Origin of the sequence: Edaphobacter paludis (genome assembly GCF_039993895.1) — a bacterium.
GTDB classification, from domain to species: domain Bacteria; phylum Acidobacteriota; class Terriglobia; order Terriglobales; family Acidobacteriaceae; genus Edaphobacter; species Edaphobacter paludis.
Genome location: NZ_CP121194.1, coordinates 1794669 through 1811927, shown reverse-complemented (window position 1 = coordinate 1811927; position 17259 = coordinate 1794669). Strand labels below are relative to the sequence as shown.

Sequence of the window (17259 nt, the reverse complement as noted above, 5' to 3'; positions counted from 1 at the left end):
AAAGTGTAACGGCTCAGGATCGGTTCGGTAATTGAGAAGAAGAGTAGCAACGAGAACAAACAAGAAAAAATCCATCCTTCGCAGAGGCAAAGGATGGATTTCTAGTAAGCTTTCTTAGTTTTTTACTGTCATCGAGTCCGAGTTGATAGCCTTCTTGCCTGTGATACCTTCCAGAGCGGCTAATATACCGCGGTATTCATTCTTATCGCATTGCATGGCAAAACCACCCTTTTGGTCACCGTTTGCCCATGTCAAGCCAACATAGTGCTTTTTCGATTTGGTCAGCGCCATCAATGCGCCGACGCCAAAGCTAACCACAGCAAGACCTATGGCAGCACCTACGCGACGATGAACATCCTGCCCATAAGAAATTTCAGTGATGGACGATGCTGGAATGTTAATGACTTCCTTCTTATCATCAACGATTCTTACAAGGGTTGGATCGACGTAAAGTTTTACTGTTTTGCTGGCTTTGACACCGGGGAGCGAACCTCCATCGTAGGTGACTTTATAACTGTTGTCGGCTGCAAAGGCGCAGGCAGGTACCATCAGGCAGAGAACTGCTATAAGCAAACGTTTCATTGAGTTCCTCGGAAACTGGAGTGCGATATGTATATAGGCGTCCCTCAGCTTTAGCAATAAATAAATCCCTTGCAATCGCAGAAGAGGCAGTCAGAGGATCGATGCAGCGCAAAGAAATGGCCCGGCTGGTTGCCGGGCCGCTTGAGTTTTGAGACGTTGGGTACAAACTTATGCGAGGACCTTGAGTACCGACTTGTCGATCGTGTCCTTGGGTACATAGCCGACGATCTGTTCGGCCACCTGGCCGCCTTTGAAGATAAGAAGCGCGGGAATGCCGCGGATGCCGTAGCGCGCAGGTGTTGCCGTGTTGGCGTCAACGTCCATCTTCATGACCTTGAGCTTGCCCTGATACGTGTTGGCCACCTCGTCGACGATCGGCGCAAGCGCGCGGCACGGGCCACACCATGCAGCCCAAAAATCTACAAGCACGGGTTGGTCCGACTGAAGGACCTCTTTTTCAAAGGATGCGTCGTTGATGTTCGTTACGAACTGTCCTGCCATGTACTTCCCTCCGGATGTTCTGCTGTTATAGAGCAGTCCTCTCAATAATAGATGCTCACGGCGAGGAAGAGTTTCAGACCGGAAAGCACCTTAAAAGGCAAACGCCCGGACCTCTAATGAAAGAGGTCAACGGGCGGCGTAGCAGCCCTCCCCAGAACTGCCCACAGGAGCTAAGGTACGAAGGAAGTGGAGAAAGGTAAAGAAATCTTAAGTAACTTGTTGAAATGGTTACCCGTTTAGGGGACCTCTGATGAGGCCCGATAGGTCTGCCCATCTACCTCTGAATGACAGTTCCGGCAGCGATCGTGGTTTGGATAATCTCGAGATCGTCATCCCCCGCAGTTTGACGAATGATCGCCGGCAGCGTGTCAGCGGCGGACTCCTCAGCAATCACAAGAACCGAGGGCCCCGCGCCGCTAAGCGCCACCCCGAGGACGCCGGGTGTCTCGCTCAAAGGCAGAAGCCGGGGCAGAAGAGGACACGCCTCCATGCGATACGGCTGATGAATTCGATCCCGCATCGCAGTCCGCAGCAGATCGCCGCGATTGAGCGCAAACGCAGCCACAAGCAGCGCTGTAGCCTGAACATTGGCGACCGCGTCGGCACGAGAGTACGTGGGCGGCAAAAGCGCCCGCGCCTTCTCCGTAGCGAGGCTCACCGACGGCAGTGCAATATACAAGTTCCAGGTGATATTTTGTCCGCAGGTTGCTGTTACCACGTGGCTTCCATCATCAGCAGACGCCGTCATTCCGCCCAGATAGCAGGCAGCGACGTTGTCGGGGTGGCCCTCACGGCGACAGGCTTCTTCCAGAATCTGCTGGCTGGTCCAATTCAGTTTCCCGAAATGATCGGCGAGCAAAACACCGGCGAGCAGCGCCGCCGCACTGGAACCGCAGCCCATCCCGAGAGGAATCTCATTATTCAGTTCGAGATGCAGAGGCGTAACCGGCTTGCCATTTGCTGCAAGCACGCTGCTGTAAGTCGTAAAGATGAGGCTATTTTCGGCATCCCCACAAAGGTCGGCATTGCGACCCGTGGCCGCGATCCCGAAGGACTCCGCAATCGTCGCATCAACCGTGAGGTAGAGCGCCATCGCGAGCCCCAGAGCGTCGAAGCCCGGGCCAAGGTTGGCAGAGGTTGCTGGCAAACGCAGATGTAGGGGCGTCATACAGGCTGAGCGAGCTTCATGTGGGATTCAAGCGCATGCAGCACGACGTCCGAGTCCGGTTCAAGAACAATAGGCGGCTTACGCAAAGCAGCGTGCAGTGCCTGGTCCTCGGCGGAGATCTGGGCGTTTTCAGCCTCGGTCAGCAACTCTCCCCGATGGTAGTCGATAGTGTATTGGGAGTCTTTGAGGGTGTGCCCCGTCAGAATAAGCACAACACGCTCCTCGCGCGTGACCTTACCCAGCGCGACCAGCTTTTTCAGGCCGGCGAAAGTAACAGCGGATGCAGGCTCGCACCCAACGCCTTCAGCACCGATCTGCGCCTTGGCCAGCGCAATCTCCTGCTCGGAGACCTGCTCGCACCAGCCGCCAAGCTTATCGATCACATTGGCTGCCTTGCGCCACGAGGCCGGGTTGCCGATGCGGATCGCGGTCGCGCGAGTGTCGGCGGTAACGGGACGCATGATGCGGTTTGAATCCATATACCAGCGATACAGAGGATTGGCACCCTCCGCCTGAATGATGCTGATCTTCGGAATGCGCGAAATGAGACCGAGGCGATGCATCTCCATGAAGCCTTTTCCGAGCGCAGACGAGTTGGCCAGATTGCCACCGGGAACGACGATGTGGTCAGGCACCTGCCATTCAAGCTGTTCGAGGATCTCAAACGCGGGAGTCTTCTGGCCTTCGAGCCGATAGGGGTTGACCGAGTTCAGCAGATAGATCGGAAAGCGCGTCACCAGATCGGTCAGGATGCGGACGCAACCGTCGAAATCGGTCTTCAGTTGAATGGTCAGCGCGCCGTAGTCCATCGACTGCGAGAGCTTGCCCCAGGCGATCTTTCCCTCGGGGATGAAGACGATGCTGCGCAGCCCGGCACGTGCGGCATAGGCGGCCATCGCAGCCGAAGTATTCCCCGTCGACGCGCAGGCAACCCACTCGAATTTGCGGTCAGCGGCGACCGACAGGGCAGCCGTCATGCCGGTGTCCTTAAAGGAGCCGGTAGGGTTCATGCCCTGGTGTTTCGCCAGCAGCGAATCGAGGCCGACCGCCTTGGCGCAGCGCGGCAGGTCGTAGAGCGGTGTATTGCCCTCGCGAAGAGTGACAATGTTCGCCGGGTCTTCCACGATAGGAAAGAGGTCGCGGAAGCGCCAGACGCCGCTCTGGTCTATAGGCAGGGTCGAGGTGCGGCGCTCCTGCCACAGCCAGCGAAGCGCGCTCGCATTCGGCAGATTGTGGTTGTTCGCTTCAGACGAACCGGTAGCAGGCGACCAGGGATAGATGACGTCATAGAGTCCATTGCAGTCCGGGCAGCGAAATATGCTGTTGACGGCGCTGCCGGTAATGACGGCTCCGCATTCTGTGCATCTAAGATGATGGGTCGCGACTTTCATTGTTCTATCTAGGTTACCGTAAAGAGCGGAGTCAACCAAAAGATGAGATCTGTTCTTCTTTGCCTTGTATTGGTAAGCGGGTTCTTTGGTGCAGGTACAGCGTGGGGACAAAAGGAACTACATGTAGCAGCGGCAGCGGATCTGCAGCCGGTCATGCCCGTCCTGGCCGCGGCTTATGAACATGCAACCGGAATAAAACTGATCGTCAGCTACGGATCTTCCGCCACGCTGACGACGCAGATTTTGAACGGCGCCCCCATGGACCTCTTCCTGGCAGCGGATTTCGTGTTTCCCGAAAAGGTAGTAGCCGCCGGACTTTCGGACATGAAAGAGCCAACCGCCTACGCGAAAGGAACACTGGTTCTCTGGGCGCGCAAGGACTCTCCTTTGCAACCACTCAGCATGGAGAAGCTGACCGACCCGCGAGTAACTCGGATTGCCATTGCAAACGCTGAGCACGCCCCTTATGGCCGGGCGGCGGTGGCAGCACTCCATAAGCTTAACCTCTACGACAAGGTGTCTCCGCATCTGGTGGTTGCGGAGAATATCGCACAGACCGCGCAGTTCGTGGAGTCGGGCAACGCCCAACTCGGCCTGATCTCCTTGACGACGGCAGATACAGCACACTTCAAAGAGATAGGCACTTATGTGCTGGTGCCCACGGTCTACCCCGAACTGCGCCAATGCGCCGTAGTCATAGCGAAGTCCAAACACCGCGCTGACGCCCATGCCTTTCTCGACTGGCTGCTGACGCCCACCGTGCAGACAAATCTGAGCAAGCTGGGTCTGGCGGCAGTGCGATAGGGTGAGTTGCAGCCAGCGGCCTTTGCAAAATGTATAGACTGGCGCTGTATGGATTTTGAGGCGCTTTGGTTGACCCTGCGGCTGGCTGCAAGCACAACAGCAATTCTGCTGGTAGTTGCGCTGCCGCTGGCATGGTGGATCGCCTCAGGCAAAGGCGCAGGACGAGCGGTAGTACAGGCACTCGTAGCCCTGCCTCTGGTCCTGCCGCCAACGGTGCTGGGATTCTACCTGCTAGTCATGCTCGGCCCGCTCACCACTCCGGGCCGTATCCTCGCCCGAATCTTCGGGCACTCCCTCGCCTTCAGCTTTTCCGGATTGCTGGTCGGATCGGTCCTCTACAGCCTGCCCTTTGCCGTACAGCCGCTGGTGGCAGGGTTCGGCGTCGTCGATCGCGGCTACACCGAAGCATCGGCCGGGCTGGGAGCGTCGCCGTGGCGAACCTTCTGGAGCGTGGTCATGCCCCTGACACGCGGTTCCCTGCTGACCAGCGCTGTGCTTGCCTTCACCCACACCGTCGGCGAGTTCGGCGTCGTGCTGATGCTCGGCGGCAACATTCCCGGAGCCACGCAGACCCTCTCCATCTCGCTCTACGACCAAGTGCAGGACTTCAACTACAGTGGTGCCAATCGAACCGCATTGGTGCTTGTAGTGGTCTCTCTAGTGGCGCTGATCGTGATCTACTCGCGCCGCGAAAGCGGGCTGGGGCGAGGCGAACTTGTCTGAGCGCACGCCTCATCTTAGTTTCTCCATGCAACATCGTCAGGGAGCACTCGCCTTCGATGCCGCCTTCAACCTGACCGAGCCATGGACAGTTTTATTCGGCCCGTCAGGCAGCGGCAAGACAACGATCCTCCGGGCAATTGCAGGATTGATGCGCCCGGCAGCAGGAAGAATCGTCCTGCACGGCGCTACAACGACAACCTTGTTCGATACCGCCGCTGGAATCTCCCTGCCCGCCTATCGGCGCGGTGTCCGGCTTGCGGCACAGGTAGCTGCACTGTTTCCCAACATGACGGTGCGGCAAAACATAGCCTACGGCGTCCCGGCAGCCTCGGCTGAAATCGTCGACGAAGCTTTACAGCGGTTTCGCCTGACCGGGCTCGCCGACTCCATGCCATGGAAGTTGTCCGGAGGAGAGCGTCAGCGTGTCGCCGTCGCCCGCGCCGCAACCTCTGCAATTACCGTCAGCACCGGCAGCCTCCTTCTGCTCGACGAGCCCTTCGCCGGTCTGCATCTTCCCCTGCGCGACGAACTGCTCGACGATCTGCGAAGCTGGCTCGCCGCAAAAAAGACCCCCGTGCTCTCCGTCACCCACGATGTCGGCGAAGCATTCCAACTGGCCGCCGAGGTCATCAAATTTTCCGACGGCAGCGTCCTCGAACAGGGACCGGTCGAAACCGTACTCGCCGAAGAGCGAACCCGCCTGCTCGATCAACTCTCCCGCCTCCAGCAAAGGCAGTAACCCTTGACAGCGTTGCTACAATTAACGCAGAGAAGAAAACAGGAAGTCCGGCATCGTGCCGGACTTTTTCATTTAACCAGTGCCGCTTCACAGACTGCGGAAATAGCCGGTTTTGCTTAAGGGCACGGCTTCAGCCGTGCCGCAAGTGCTTTCCTGGGAATGGAGCTTTAGCCCCTGAGGTACGGTTTTCGTTGCACATCGACTTTTCCGTAGCCTGTTTAGCCGCTGATGGATCTCAATCAGGTCCAGACTTAGGTCATTTGTTTCGAAGACTTTAGGACTTAAGTACGGGGAGGGGGGTACCCCTGAAAAGCCACGCAGCCTACGGCTGAACAGGCTCCTGCTCCAACCGGATTTCAAATCGGGACAAAACCTCGCTCGAAATCCTGTCTCGTAGCGCCACCATATCGGTAGCCGTAGCGTGACCTCGATTAATAAGCGCCAGCGTATGCCGCGACGAGATACCAGCATGGCCGAGAGTGAAGCCCTTGATGAACCCGGCCTTTTCAAGCAGCCACGCAGCCGGAAGTTTGACCTGCCCCCCAGCGGCTGGCCAGTGAGGAATCTCCCCTGCGGGCAGCTGGAGATTGGCAGCAATCCGGGTAAGCACAGAAGGCGCAACGACAGGATTCTTGAAAAAGGAGCCCGCGCTGCGACAGTCCGCCTCTCCTTCGACGATCAGCATTCCCTTGCCATGACGAATGGCGCGGACAGCGTGATAAACGTCAAGCGGCGTCGGCGCGGGCCTCGTTGCGTCCCAATCGGCGAAGTGGCGTTGCAGATCGGCGTAGGCAAGGTTTGGCCGAGCATTCAGGTCAAACCGAAACGTGACCGCGGTGACAATATAACGGCCTCGCTGGCTGGTATTGAAGATGCTGTGGCGATAGGCAAAGCCGCACTGGTCATGCGCAAGCGTGACAAAGACACCGGTTTCCACGTCGAAGGCCCGAACACCGGTAATTGTGCTGGCTACCTCCTGCCCATAAGCGCCGACGTTCTGCACAGGCGTGCCGCCGACCGAGCCGGGAATTCCAGCCAGGCATTCAACGCCGCTGATTCCCTGCTCGCAAATGTGCAGCACAAAGGCGTTCCAATCGGTTCCAGCCGTGGCGGTGTAGTTGACGAATTGTCCGTCGCCGACGGACTCGATAGGGTCATCGATGGCAATGTGGATGACGAGGCCATCGAAGCCGTCATCACTGACGAGCAGATTGCTGCCGCCGCCGAGAACGAAGATTTTCAGGCTGTTCCGGCCCGCGAATTGAACCGCCTCAACAAGCTCGGCTTCACTGGCCACCTCGCAAAAATAGCGTGCAGGGCCGCCGATGCGAAAGGTAGTAAACGGAGCCAGTAAAACCTGCTCCTGAACACGAATAGGAAGAGTCTCCACGGGTTAGAGAGTACAACACCTTCACTATCGACTGGCGCGGCATGCAGTGAGACCGTACAATCGAGTCAGGCGGCCGTTTCGGGCTGTCTCCAAGGAGATGCTCATGTATCCAGAGATTATGGTGATTCCGATGCGCGAGGAGCTTACCCGCGCAGGTCTGACGGAAGCCCGCACAGCAGCCGATGTCGACGCTGCCGTCGCGCAACCGGGAACGACGATGGTAGTAGTGAACTCGATCTGTGGATGCGCAGCGGGTAAGATGCGCCCAGGCGTTCGCCTGGCGATGCAGCACGCCGCAAAGCCTGACCATGCAGTAACGGTATTTGCCGGTCAGGACCGCGAAGCGACAGAGAAGGCACGCAGCTACTTCGGCGGCCATCCTCCGACCTCTCCTGCGATTGCGATCCTGCGCGATGGACAATTGGTTTACCTGATGCAGCGCTCGGCGATCGAGACCTCGACGGCTCCGGCGATTGCTCAGGAACTGACGCGCGCGTTCGATACCTACTGCGCCAAGACCTCTGCATAGAACAGCATCAATTAAGACACCACGAGCCGGATAACGCTACATGCGTTATCCGGCTCAGCTTTTTAAGCGGATTCATGTTGTAGCATTTCCCGCCGATGAAGGGAGCAGCTATGGCAACCTTCAGCCACATTCCCTCTTCCGTTCTGCCGCTGGCCGGAACAAGGTCGCAAGACACTCGCCTGGCCTTCTCGGATCCACTCCAGAGCAGCGATTGGAAGATGGTTGGCGAAAGCGCGGCGATAAAGCGTCTGCGACTCCAGATTCGGCGGATCGGACCCCATTTTCGTGCAGTCCTGATCCAGGGCGAGCGCGGAACCGGCAAGGAGTTAGTGGCACGCGCCATGCACCAGCAGAGCATGGGACCGAGGGGGTCCTTTGTTGTAGCGGGTTGTGGCAGCCGGATCTCGTCTTTGATGAAGATAGGGTGCGGTGGCACCCTATTCTTCAATGGCATCGACGAGATGCCTTTGGAGACGCAGGACGAGCTATTGGAGGTTCTGCGACGGCACGAGTGGTCACAGGACGGCCTGGCAGCTCCGCAGAAATTGAGCCCCCGGATCATCGCCTCCTCAAGTCAAGACCTGAGAGGACTGGTTGCATCAGGGCGGTTTCGTCAGGAGCTTTACCAGAGGATTGCGATGGTCCAGATCGCATTGACTCCCCTGCGGGAGCGGATGGAAGATGTGCCCGTACTGGCAAGCCATTTTCTCGACCGGCTTACAAAGAAATACCGGAAGGAAACAATCATCGGAGACGATGCCATGGCCCTGTTGAAGTCGCATCGTTGGCCGGGAAATGTTCGGGAGTTGGAGAACGCCTTGAACAGTGCAGTTCTCGAGTGTGAGAGCGGAGTGATTCAACCATGGCAGTTGAGTATCTCCGAAATGCGTTTTGATATTGACGAGACGGCGGCATCCAAAGAACTTGCCCCTGAGGCCACGCGATTACAGCATGTAGTGGACCGGCATGTTCTTCGCGTGTTGAAGGATTGCGGCGGCAATAAGCTGCGAGCCGCAGAGTTGCTGGGAATCAGTCGATCCACACTGTATCGAATGCTGGAGACTGTGCTCCCGGCTGATGCGTCGCCGAGCGCCACTAACGCACAAGCCTCTCAGTGACCTTACAGTTTCAGGAGTTGTCGGCCACCTGACTCGCGAAAAAAGGCATCCCTCGATGAGTCGCCAGCGTAGCGTGCCACTGGGCAATCCGCGGCTCCGACGGCTGCAATGCCCCTGAGACGACCCCGCCTCGCACCCGCAGGATCACCCACAAGTCCCCGCATAAACACCAGCCGGAAACTCCCTGTAACATTGAATAAGAAGTGAGAGGTGTATGAACGAAGGTCGTTGGGTTTTATTGATTGCGAGTGAAGTAGGTGGTACCGATTCAGTCTCCGACCGGGCCATGGAACGTTTAGTCGATGCCATCAAACGAGAAGGCTACGAGGTCGTTCGTACCTCGACGCCTGAGGATGGCCTGTCTCTTGTCACCTCGGATCCGTCGCACAGTGCCATTCTGCTGGACTGGGACCTAGAAGGCGACAACCAGTTTGATCAACGCGCCGCGCTGAAGATCCTCCGCGCCGTCCGTCATCGCAATAAGAAGATACCTATCTTTCTCATCGCCGACCGCACCCTCGTCAGCGAGCTCCCCCTCGAAGTCGTCAAGCAGGTCCACGAGTACATTCACCTCTTCGGTGACACTCCGGCCTTTATCGCCAACCGCGTCGACTTCGCCGTCGAGCGTTACCACGAGCAGCTCCTTCCGCCCTACTTTCGCGAGCTGAAGAAGTACAACGATCAGGGCGCCTACTCCTGGGACGCGCCCGGCCACATGGGCGGCGTCGCCTTCCTCAAGCATCCCGTCGGCATGGAGTTCCAGCGCTTCTTCGGCGAGAACATCATGCGCTCCGACCTCGGCATCTCTACCTCGCAACTCGGCTCGTGGCTCGATCACATCGGGCCTCCAGGCGAATCCGAGCGCAACGCTGCCCGCATCTTCGGCGCCGACTGGACCTTCTACGTTCTCGGCGGGTCGTCGACCTCAAACCAGATTGTTGGTCATGGAGTGATTGCGCAGGACGACATCGTCCTCGCCGACGCCAACTGCCACAAGTCCATCTGCCACTCTCTCACTGTCACCGGCGCGCGACCCGTCTACATGAAGCCCACGCGCAATGGCTACGGTATGATCGGCCTCGTTCCCATCAAGCGCTTCAGCCCCGAGTTCATCCGCGGCCTCATCGACAAGAGCCCTCTCTGTACCGGCGTGGCCAACCAGAATCCCACCTATGCCGTTGTCACCAATTCGACTTATGACGGTCTCTGCTACGACGTTAATAAAGTCGTCACGGAGCTCTCGAAGTCTGTTCCTCGCGTTCACTTCGACGAGGCCTGGTACGCCTACGCCAAGTTCCACGAGATCTACCGTGGCCGCTTCGCCATGGGCGTTCCTGACGACTTGCCCAACCGCCCCACCCTCTTCTCCGTCCAGTCGACGCACAAGATGCTCGCCGCCTTCTCCATGGGCTCCATGGTCCACATCAAGCTCAGCCCCCGCGCTCCGCTCGACTTCGACCAGTTCAACGAGTCCTTCATGATGCACGGAACAACATCGCCGTTCTATCCCCTCATTGCATCGCTCGACGTAGCCGCCGCCATGATGGACGAGCCCGCCGGACCCACGCTGATGGATGAGACGATTCAGGATGCCATCACCTTCCGCAAGGCGATGTCTTCGGTCGCCCACCGCCTCCGCGCCGAAGATGGCGACGGCTGGTTCTTCCGTCTCTTCCAGCCGGAGCAGGTCACCGACTCGATTACCGGCGTCACCCACGTCTTCGAAGAAGCTCCCGACGAGCTTCTCGCGACCAACCCTCACTGCTGGACGCTCAAACCTGGCGAAGACTGGCATGGTTTCCAGAACGACGACATCGCCGACGAATACTGCATGCTGGACCCCACCAAGGTCACCATCCTCATGCCCGGCGTCAACGCCCAGGGCAATGTATCAGACTGGGGTATCCCCGCCGCCATCCTCACTGAGTTCCTCGACAGCCGTCGCGTCGAAATCGCCCGCACCGGCGACTACACCGTCCTCGTCCTCTTCTCCGTCGGAACGTCCAAGGGCAAGTGGGGCAGCCTCCTCGAAAATCTCTTCGAGTTCAAGCGCCTCTACGACAGCGAAGCTCCTCTTGAAGAAGCGCTGCCCGAACTGGTTGCCAAATATCCCAACCGGTATCGCAACATCACCCTCAAAGAGTTGAGCGACGAGATGCACTCCGTCATGATGCAACTCAGACTCGCGAATTTAGTCGGCGAAGCCTGCGACGAAGACTTTGACCCGGTTCTCACTCCCGCGCAGACCTACCAAAAGCTGCTGCGCAACGAGACTGAAAAGACACGCTTCGCCGATATGCCCGGCCGCATCGCCGCCGTCATGCTGGTTCCCTACCCTCCCGGCATCCCTATGTCCATGCCCGGCGAGCGCTTCGGCGGAGCCGACAGCCCCGTCATCCGTCTCATTCTCGCCATGGAAGAGTTTGGCAAGCGCTTCCCCGGCTTCGAACGCGAGGTTCACGGCGTAGAGGTTGATTCCGATGGCAACTACTGGATGCGCAGCGTCGTCGAGGCCACCAGCAAAAGGCGAAATGGAAACGGCAAACACCGCCCGCCCAGTTCCGCCCCACCACTGAAAAAGCCGCGCAAGCCAAAACCGGCTGCGGAGCCGCCAACTCTCGACGACCTCAATCCGTTAGCGGAAAGATAGGCATCCCCACCGTCAGTCATCCGGAACACAACCAAGAATCCCAGCAATTTTTCTTTTGTTGTTACTTTGAGCAATTTCGATGCAAAATTATCTATCCGGTATGGAGCGGTTCATCGTTAACGATGACGGATTGAGCCGCTTCTACCTTATGGCTGCATAAGAATGGGGTGATATCTCGCGACTGAAAAAACATTTTCAGGGTAGAATGCTCCTAACAAAATGACAGGGTCAAATAATGAATCGTAGAAGTTTTATCTCATCGGCAGGCGCACTGCTGGCGAGCAAATCACTTTATGCCGCGCTTCCGATGCAGAACATGCAGAGCAGCTCTTCTTCACATGGGAAGGCAGATCACACTCTCCGCATCGAACCCTGCACGCTGGAGATCAGCCCGGGTGTCACCGTCAAAACATTGGCGTACAACGGCCAGGTTCCGGGACCGACCTTGCGATTGCGTGAAGGCGTGCCGGTCACCATCGATGTGACCAACGCCAGCAACGATCCGGATATCGTTCACTGGCATGGCCTCGCCATCGATTCTCTGAACGATGGTGCGATGGAAGAGGGGTCGCCGATGATTACGCCCGGCACCACGCATCGCTACTCGTTCACCCCCAAGCCTTCCGGCACCCGTTGGTATCACACCCACGCAGCTGCCTATGACAACCTTTCCCTGGGCACATACACAGGCCAGTTCGGCTTCCTTCTAATAGAAGGCCGTGAGCAGCCTGCCCATTACGATCAGGAGATCAACCTCGCCATTCATCACTGGGAGCCTTCCTTCGTGCCCATGGTCGAGACTATGCGTGAGCAGTCGTCCAACTCGCCGCTGACGACCGGTTCCGATGTGGGCTACAAATACGCCACAATTCAGTCACACCGGCTGGGGTCGGGTGAGCCGATCCGTGTAAAGCAGGGCCAGCGCGTGCTGATGCGGTTGTTGAATGCGAGTGCAACAGAAAACGTCGTCCTTGCCCTGCCGGGTCATAAATTCACCGTCATTGCAATGGACGGCAATCCTGTTCCGAATCCAAAGTCGGTTGAGGTGCTCTCGCTGGCGGTTGCCGAACGCGTTGACGCGATCGTCGAGATGAACTCGCCCGGCGTCTGGGTGCTCGGTTCTACGCTGCCAAAAGCGCGCGATATGGGCCTAGGCATCGTCGTCGAGTATGCCGGAAAGAAAGGTACGCCGGTATGGAGAGATCCTGCTCCGGCAGAATGGGACTACACGCAGTTTGCCAACACAGTGGCTTCGACCCATGCGCCCGATGAGACATTTGTTCTTACGTTCCGAGACAATGGCCCAAAGCCCGGCTCCAAGTTCGATACCTGGGCCATTAACAACAAATCATGGCCGGACATCGACCCACTGATGGTCGAATCGGGCAAGCGCTACCGGCTAGTCTTTCGCAATGGCAGTGGAGACCAGCATCCGATGCATCTGCATCGGCATACCTTTGAGGTCACCCAGATCGGCACAAAGCCAATCAGCGGACTGATGAAGGATGTCATCAATGTCATGCCACTTGATACGGTGGAGGTCGACTTCGTTGCCAACAACCCCGGCGACACGCTGATGCACTGTCATCAACAACTCCATATGGATTATGGTTTCATGCAATTGATCAAGTACCGGGGATAGCCTCTATTATTGTTCCGACACGATTTACTTACCTTCGCACGGGGGAGAGTTTCACGACTTATGCAGAGATTTCGGGATGCAATGCTTTTAGCAGTAGGGGTCGGCTTCTTCATCTTTCAGGCACGCCCAACGCCAATCTATGCTGCTTCTAACAGAGTGGCCTCAATTGCAGGGGCAGAATTTCAAGTAGATCTACCACCCAGTAGCGCTACTCCGGAGAAGCCCGGCGCCGGAACTTCGGCGAAGCCAGGGGCCGAGGCCTACGCGCACCACTGCGCCATATGTCACGGAGATCAGCGTCAAGGCCTCCTGCCTTCCTTCCCGCCCCTGCTTGGCATTAAGCACCAGATGACGGATCCGCAGATCATTGCGTTCGTCCACAATGGCAAGGGCCGCATGCCTGGATTTCCAAATTTGCAGGGTGATGAGATGACCGCATTGCTGCGCTATCTTGGTAGCCCTGCGCTATCCGTTACCGAAACCGCCTCCGCTGAAAACAGTAACGCTGCCGCCATCCACTCTTCTGGCCTGGTCGACGCGGGCAAATCACTCTTCCAACAGAACTGTGCGTTCTGTCATGGCCGTGACGCCATGGGCGGCGAGACCGGTCCTGATCTGACCCGATCGAAGCTTGTCCTCTCCGACGTGGCAGGAGACAAAATCGGAGAGGTCGTGCGCGACGGACGCCCGGAAAAGAAGATGCCTTCTTTCAATTTCTCCCCTCAGGAAGTGCTCAGTCTGGCAGCCTTCGTCCATGACCAGGAAGCCAAGGCCTCGTCCAAGAAAGGCGGACGCCGTGGCGTTGATGTTGCCGATCTGCAAACCGGCAACGCGGAGTTGGGCAAGCAATACTTCAACGGCGCGGGAACCTGCGCAAAATGCCATTCGGCCACGGGAGATCTTGCCGGCATCGCCAGCCGCTATCAGGGGCTTCAGTTGGAAGAGCGCATGCTTTATCCCCGCGGAGCCACGAGTCGCGTAACAGTTACCCTTCCGTCTGGAGAGAAAGTAGTGGGAACTCTGGCCTATCTCGACGAATTTGTCGTTGGTCTGCGTGACAGCAGCGGCACCTATCGGTCGTGGCCTGTAGGCCATGTGAAGTATCTGGTGGACTCGCCGGTCGAAGCCCACGTCGCTCTTTTTCCCAAGTACACCGACGCCGACGTCCATAACTTAATGGCTTACATGCAAACGCTGCGTTGATTTCGACCGCGCCGCACGACGCACTGCACAGAGGAGATTACCTGCCGATATGAAGTTCCTGAAGAAAGCATTTGTTGTTATGGCGAGCGTGCTGGTACTGGGCGCTTCCTCTTACTCACTGCGGGCGCAGAGTGTCGATTCGGCCATGTTGCTCCATCCTCCCGCCGACAGTTGGCCGAGCTATCATGGCGACTATACGGGCAAGCGTCACAGCAAATTGACGCAGATTACGCCGCAGAACGTAAATCATCTGACTCTTGGATGGGCATTCCAAACCGAACGCAATGCCACCATCAAGTCGTCACCGATCCTGGTCGATGGAATCTTGTACTTTACGGTCCCGGACAACGTCTGGGCGGTGGATGCCCGATCCGGGCAGCAGATATGGCACTACACCTATCCACCGAACAAAGGCGACCATATCGGCCAGCGTGGCGTGGCGGTCTATAAAGGCTGGGTCTACTTTGCTTCGCCGGACGCGCACCTTGTATGCCTCAACGCCAAAGACGGTAAAGTGCGCTGGATCATAGAAGTCGCTGATGTCAATAAAGGGTACTGGTCTACGGAAGCGCCGTTGATTGTGGGCAACCACGTCATCATCGGGATTGGCGGCGACATGGACAATCTCGCAACTTTTATCCGGGCAGTTGATCCCGACACGGGCAAGACACAATGGAACTTTGATGTAACCCCGCCCGCACTCACTGCCTCCACTGGAGGCACCACCTGGATGGCCGGAACCTATGATCCGGAACTGAACCTCATTTATTGGGGAACCGGAAATCCCACCCCGGTGCTTACCGGCTCCACGCGTCCCGGCGATGATTTATATACCTGCAGCATTGTCGCCCTGAATCCAGATACGGGCAAGCTGGTGTGGGCGTTTCAGCCTTCGCCACACGATACTCACGATTGGGATGCGGTCGAAATTCCTGTCCTGGTAGACGGCATGTTTCACGGCAAGCAACGCAAGATGCTGATGCAGTCTTCTCGCAACGGGTATTTCTTTGTACTGGATCGCACAAATGGGAAGAGCCTCTTGACGGTGCCTTTCGGTCCGGTCAACTGGGCGAGCAAGATAGATGAGAAGGGGCAGCCAGTTCCCAACCCCGTAAAAGAACCGTCTCCAGACGGTGTCCTGATCGCACCCGATGAAGGCGGTATGACGAACTTCCGCTCACCCAGCTTCGATCCGCACACCGGCCTGTTTATCGTGGATGCCCATCCCAGTTGGTCGCTCTACTTTGCAAAGCCGGCGGATGGCACGTTTGGCTGGGCAGGCGCGGACTATGGCCTGTGGGGTAAAGGCGTCATCGAGGCAATCGATTATCAGACTGGCAAGATTCGCTGGACCCATGAACTCGGGCCGAATGGATCGGGGGCGGGCGTCTTGACGACCGACTCCGGACTGACCTTCACCGGTGATGCTCACGGAAACTTTCTTGCCCTGGATACGGCCAATGGAAAGACCCTTTGGCATGCAGGTTCAGGAGCAGGCATCGCCAGTTCCCCGATCACCTACAAACTCGACGGTGAACAGTATGTCCTCACCAGCAGCGGCAGCGTATTGTTCGCCTGGAAACTTCCAAGCGCAAGTCGTTGAAGAGAACACGTAGTCTCCACAGGCCCAGCCCAAAGTTCATCGTGGACTGAGCCAGTGGAGACGCCTGTTTTGTCTTTCACTTGACCGCGAAGACCTACGATCTGCGAGAATGCTTAATTCCCAGGCTGAATCACGATCTTCAGGGAATCGGCCTGAGGATGCGAAGCCAGATCAATCGCCGCGACTGCATCCTCAAGAGAAAAGCGGTGCGAGATCAGATGGGTCAGGTCGAACCCATTGCGATAGCCATCGAAGACCATGTGTGTGACGTCGTCCTGAATGGAAACCGAGGCGCTGTAGGAACCCATCAGTGTTTTCTCGTCCATGCAAACGGCAGCCGGATCGAACGGTGCCTCGCCGTGCTGGGTCTGCGCAAAAAGAACGACTCGGCCGCCGGGACGAATTGCATCCATCGCCACCTTGATGAGTCCGTTGCCGCCGACAGCCAGCAGCGCAACGTCTGCGCCGCGTCCTTCAGTCGCAGCCTTTGCAGCCGCAACAACATCTCCACGAGCATCGAGCGGATGATGCAAGCCAAACTTGGCCGCAACAGCGTGTCGCTCCGAATAAAGGTCGCTGGTTAGAACGGTTGCTCCGGTCTGCTTCGCCAACGCGGCCAGCAGAATGCCGATCGATCCCTGCCCGATGACCAGCACCGTTTCGTCCGGCTTCAGGTTGAGCAGCCGAATGGCCTTGTAACAGGTATTCACCGGCTCAATGAAAGCGGCCTGCTCAAAAGGAATCTCGTCGGGGATTTTGACCAGGCCGCCGCGAACGATCCAATCCATCACCCGGATATACTCGGCAAAACCACCGCCTGAGGGCGCGAAGCCCGCGGTACAGCCAACCTTCTTGTAGACCTCGCACTGCGCGAAGGTCTGCTTACGGCAGTAGTAGCATTCGCCGCAGGGGATGTGGTGATAGGCCATCACCCGGTCTCCCACGGCGAAGCCACTGACCCCTTCGCCAAGGCAAACAATCGTTCCCGACATCTCGTGCCCAAAGACGCGAGGGGCATCATGCGAGCCACTATGGATCTTCTTGAGGTCGGTTCCGCAGATGCCACAGGTGTGAATCTTCACCAGCACTTCACCGGGGCCAATCTCGGGTACGGGAATTGTCTCGACGCGCACGTCGTTCACTCCGCGATAGACGGCGGCGCGCATGGTTGCCGGAACGGTCTCTGATTCGTTTCGCTGTAGGCTCAACTTATTTC

At 57.6% G+C, this 17259-nt stretch carries 15 protein-coding genes; 9 read left to right on the top strand and 6 right to left on the bottom strand.

From position 1 onward, the window contains the following. Positions 1-114 precede the first annotated feature (114 nt). The 4 genes from P4G45_RS07465 to thrC form a co-directional block, all read right to left on the bottom strand. Entirely contained in the window at positions 115-582 is a 468-nt protein-coding gene (locus P4G45_RS07465) for a hypothetical protein (protein ID WP_348269044.1), read from the bottom strand. Between the two features lie 168 nt (positions 583-750). Beyond that, positions 751-1083: a thioredoxin gene (gene trxA, locus P4G45_RS07460; RefSeq protein ID WP_348269043.1), complete on the bottom strand. Its 333-nt coding sequence runs from the start codon at positions 1081-1083 to the stop codon at positions 751-753. A gap of 274 nt (positions 1084-1357) precedes the next feature. Next, a complete protein-coding gene (gene thrB / locus P4G45_RS07455; protein WP_348269042.1) occupies positions 1358-2251 on the bottom strand; it encodes a homoserine kinase in 894 nt (297 codons plus the stop codon). Beyond that, positions 2248-3642: a threonine synthase gene (thrC, locus tag P4G45_RS07450; RefSeq protein WP_348269041.1), complete on the bottom strand. Its 1395-nt coding sequence runs from the start codon at positions 3640-3642 to the stop codon at positions 2248-2250. Before thrC ends, thrB begins: the two co-directional genes overlap by 4 nt. A 42-nt stretch (positions 3643-3684) precedes the next feature. On the opposite strand from thrC, the gene modA reads away from it, so the two are divergent. Genes modA through P4G45_RS07435 form a run of 3 tightly spaced genes read left to right on the top strand, consistent with a single transcriptional unit; the run spans position 3685 to position 5908 of the window. Next, on the top strand, positions 3685-4446 hold the full coding sequence (gene modA, locus P4G45_RS07445) for a molybdate ABC transporter substrate-binding protein (protein WP_348269040.1): 762 nt from the start codon (positions 3685-3687) through the stop codon (positions 4444-4446). 48 nt (positions 4447-4494) lie between these two features. Then, positions 4495-5169, top strand: coding sequence for a molybdate ABC transporter permease subunit (modB, locus tag P4G45_RS07440; RefSeq protein WP_348269039.1), 675 nt, complete (start codon positions 4495-4497; stop codon positions 5167-5169). Between the two features lie 25 nt (positions 5170-5194). Further along, positions 5195-5908 (top strand): ATP-binding cassette domain-containing protein, encoded by a 714-nt coding sequence (locus P4G45_RS07435; protein WP_348269038.1) that lies wholly within the window; start codon positions 5195-5197, stop codon positions 5906-5908. A gap of 322 nt (positions 5909-6230) precedes the next feature. Here the strand turns inward: P4G45_RS07435 and P4G45_RS07430 are convergent, their stop codons facing one another. After that, positions 6231-7298 (bottom strand): UDP-N-acetylmuramate dehydrogenase, encoded by a 1068-nt coding sequence (locus P4G45_RS07430; protein ID WP_348269037.1) that lies wholly within the window; start codon positions 7296-7298, stop codon positions 6231-6233. A 103-nt stretch (positions 7299-7401) separates the two neighbouring features. On the opposite strand from P4G45_RS07430, the gene P4G45_RS07425 reads away from it, so the two are divergent. The 6 genes from P4G45_RS07425 (at position 7402) to P4G45_RS07400 (ending at position 16043) form a co-directional block, all read left to right on the top strand. After that, positions 7402-7827, top strand: coding sequence for a BrxA/BrxB family bacilliredoxin (locus tag P4G45_RS07425; RefSeq protein ID WP_348269036.1), 426 nt, complete (start codon positions 7402-7404; stop codon positions 7825-7827). Positions 7828-7937: 110 nt separating this feature from the next. Then, positions 7938-8945 carry a sigma 54-interacting transcriptional regulator gene (locus P4G45_RS07420; protein WP_348269035.1) on the top strand — a complete coding sequence of 336 codons (1008 nt, stop codon included), beginning with the start codon at positions 7938-7940 and terminating at the stop codon, positions 8943-8945. A 214-nt stretch (positions 8946-9159) separates the two neighbouring features. Continuing rightward, the gene (locus P4G45_RS07415) at positions 9160-11595 is read left to right on the top strand and encodes an Orn/Lys/Arg decarboxylase N-terminal domain-containing protein (protein WP_348269034.1); all 2436 of its coding nucleotides are present in this window, start codon (positions 9160-9162) and stop codon (positions 11593-11595) included. A gap of 235 nt (positions 11596-11830) precedes the next feature. Then, entirely contained in the window at positions 11831-13237 is a 1407-nt protein-coding gene (locus tag P4G45_RS07410) for a multicopper oxidase domain-containing protein (protein WP_348269033.1), read from the top strand. A gap of 60 nt (positions 13238-13297) precedes the next feature. Beyond that, positions 13298-14440 carry a c-type cytochrome gene (locus P4G45_RS07405; RefSeq protein WP_348269032.1) on the top strand — a complete coding sequence of 381 codons (1143 nt, stop codon included), beginning with the start codon at positions 13298-13300 and terminating at the stop codon, positions 14438-14440. A gap of 49 nt (positions 14441-14489) precedes the next feature. Continuing rightward, positions 14490-16043, top strand: coding sequence for an acido-empty-quinoprotein group A (locus P4G45_RS07400; protein WP_348269031.1), 1554 nt, complete (start codon positions 14490-14492; stop codon positions 16041-16043). A gap of 113 nt (positions 16044-16156) precedes the next feature. Here the strand turns inward: P4G45_RS07400 and P4G45_RS07395 are convergent, their stop codons facing one another. Then, positions 16157-17209 carry a zinc-dependent dehydrogenase gene (locus P4G45_RS07395; RefSeq protein WP_348269232.1) on the bottom strand — a complete coding sequence of 351 codons (1053 nt, stop codon included), beginning with the start codon at positions 17207-17209 and terminating at the stop codon, positions 16157-16159. Positions 17210-17259: the final 50 nt, after the last annotated feature.

Coding starts and splice junctions, on each gene's coding strand:
- P4G45_RS07465 (WP_348269044.1), bottom strand. CDS start 582: ATGAAACGTTTGCTTATAGCAGTTCTCTGCCTGATGGTACCTGCCTGC.
- trxA (WP_348269043.1), bottom strand. CDS start 1,083: ATGGCAGGACAGTTCGTAACGAACATCAACGACGCATCCTTTGAAAAA.
- thrB (WP_348269042.1), bottom strand. CDS start 2,251: ATGACGCCCCTACATCTGCGTTTGCCAGCAACCTCTGCCAACCTTGGC.
- thrC (WP_348269041.1), bottom strand. CDS start 3,642: ATGAAAGTCGCGACCCATCATCTTAGATGCACAGAATGCGGAGCCGTC.
- modA (WP_348269040.1), top strand. CDS start 3,685: ATGAGATCTGTTCTTCTTTGCCTTGTATTGGTAAGCGGGTTCTTTGGT.
- modB (WP_348269039.1), top strand. CDS start 4,495: ATGGATTTTGAGGCGCTTTGGTTGACCCTGCGGCTGGCTGCAAGCACA.
- P4G45_RS07435 (WP_348269038.1), top strand. CDS start 5,195: ATGCAACATCGTCAGGGAGCACTCGCCTTCGATGCCGCCTTCAACCTG.
- P4G45_RS07425 (WP_348269036.1), top strand. CDS start 7,402: ATGTATCCAGAGATTATGGTGATTCCGATGCGCGAGGAGCTTACCCGC.
- P4G45_RS07420 (WP_348269035.1), top strand. CDS start 7,938: ATGGCAACCTTCAGCCACATTCCCTCTTCCGTTCTGCCGCTGGCCGGA.
- P4G45_RS07415 (WP_348269034.1), top strand. CDS start 9,160: ATGAACGAAGGTCGTTGGGTTTTATTGATTGCGAGTGAAGTAGGTGGT.
- P4G45_RS07410 (WP_348269033.1), top strand. CDS start 11,831: ATGAATCGTAGAAGTTTTATCTCATCGGCAGGCGCACTGCTGGCGAGC.
- P4G45_RS07405 (WP_348269032.1), top strand. CDS start 13,298: ATGCAGAGATTTCGGGATGCAATGCTTTTAGCAGTAGGGGTCGGCTTC.
- P4G45_RS07400 (WP_348269031.1), top strand. CDS start 14,490: ATGAAGTTCCTGAAGAAAGCATTTGTTGTTATGGCGAGCGTGCTGGTA.
- P4G45_RS07395 (WP_348269232.1), bottom strand. CDS start 17,209: ATGCGCGCCGCCGTCTATCGCGGAGTGAACGACGTGCGCGTCGAGACA.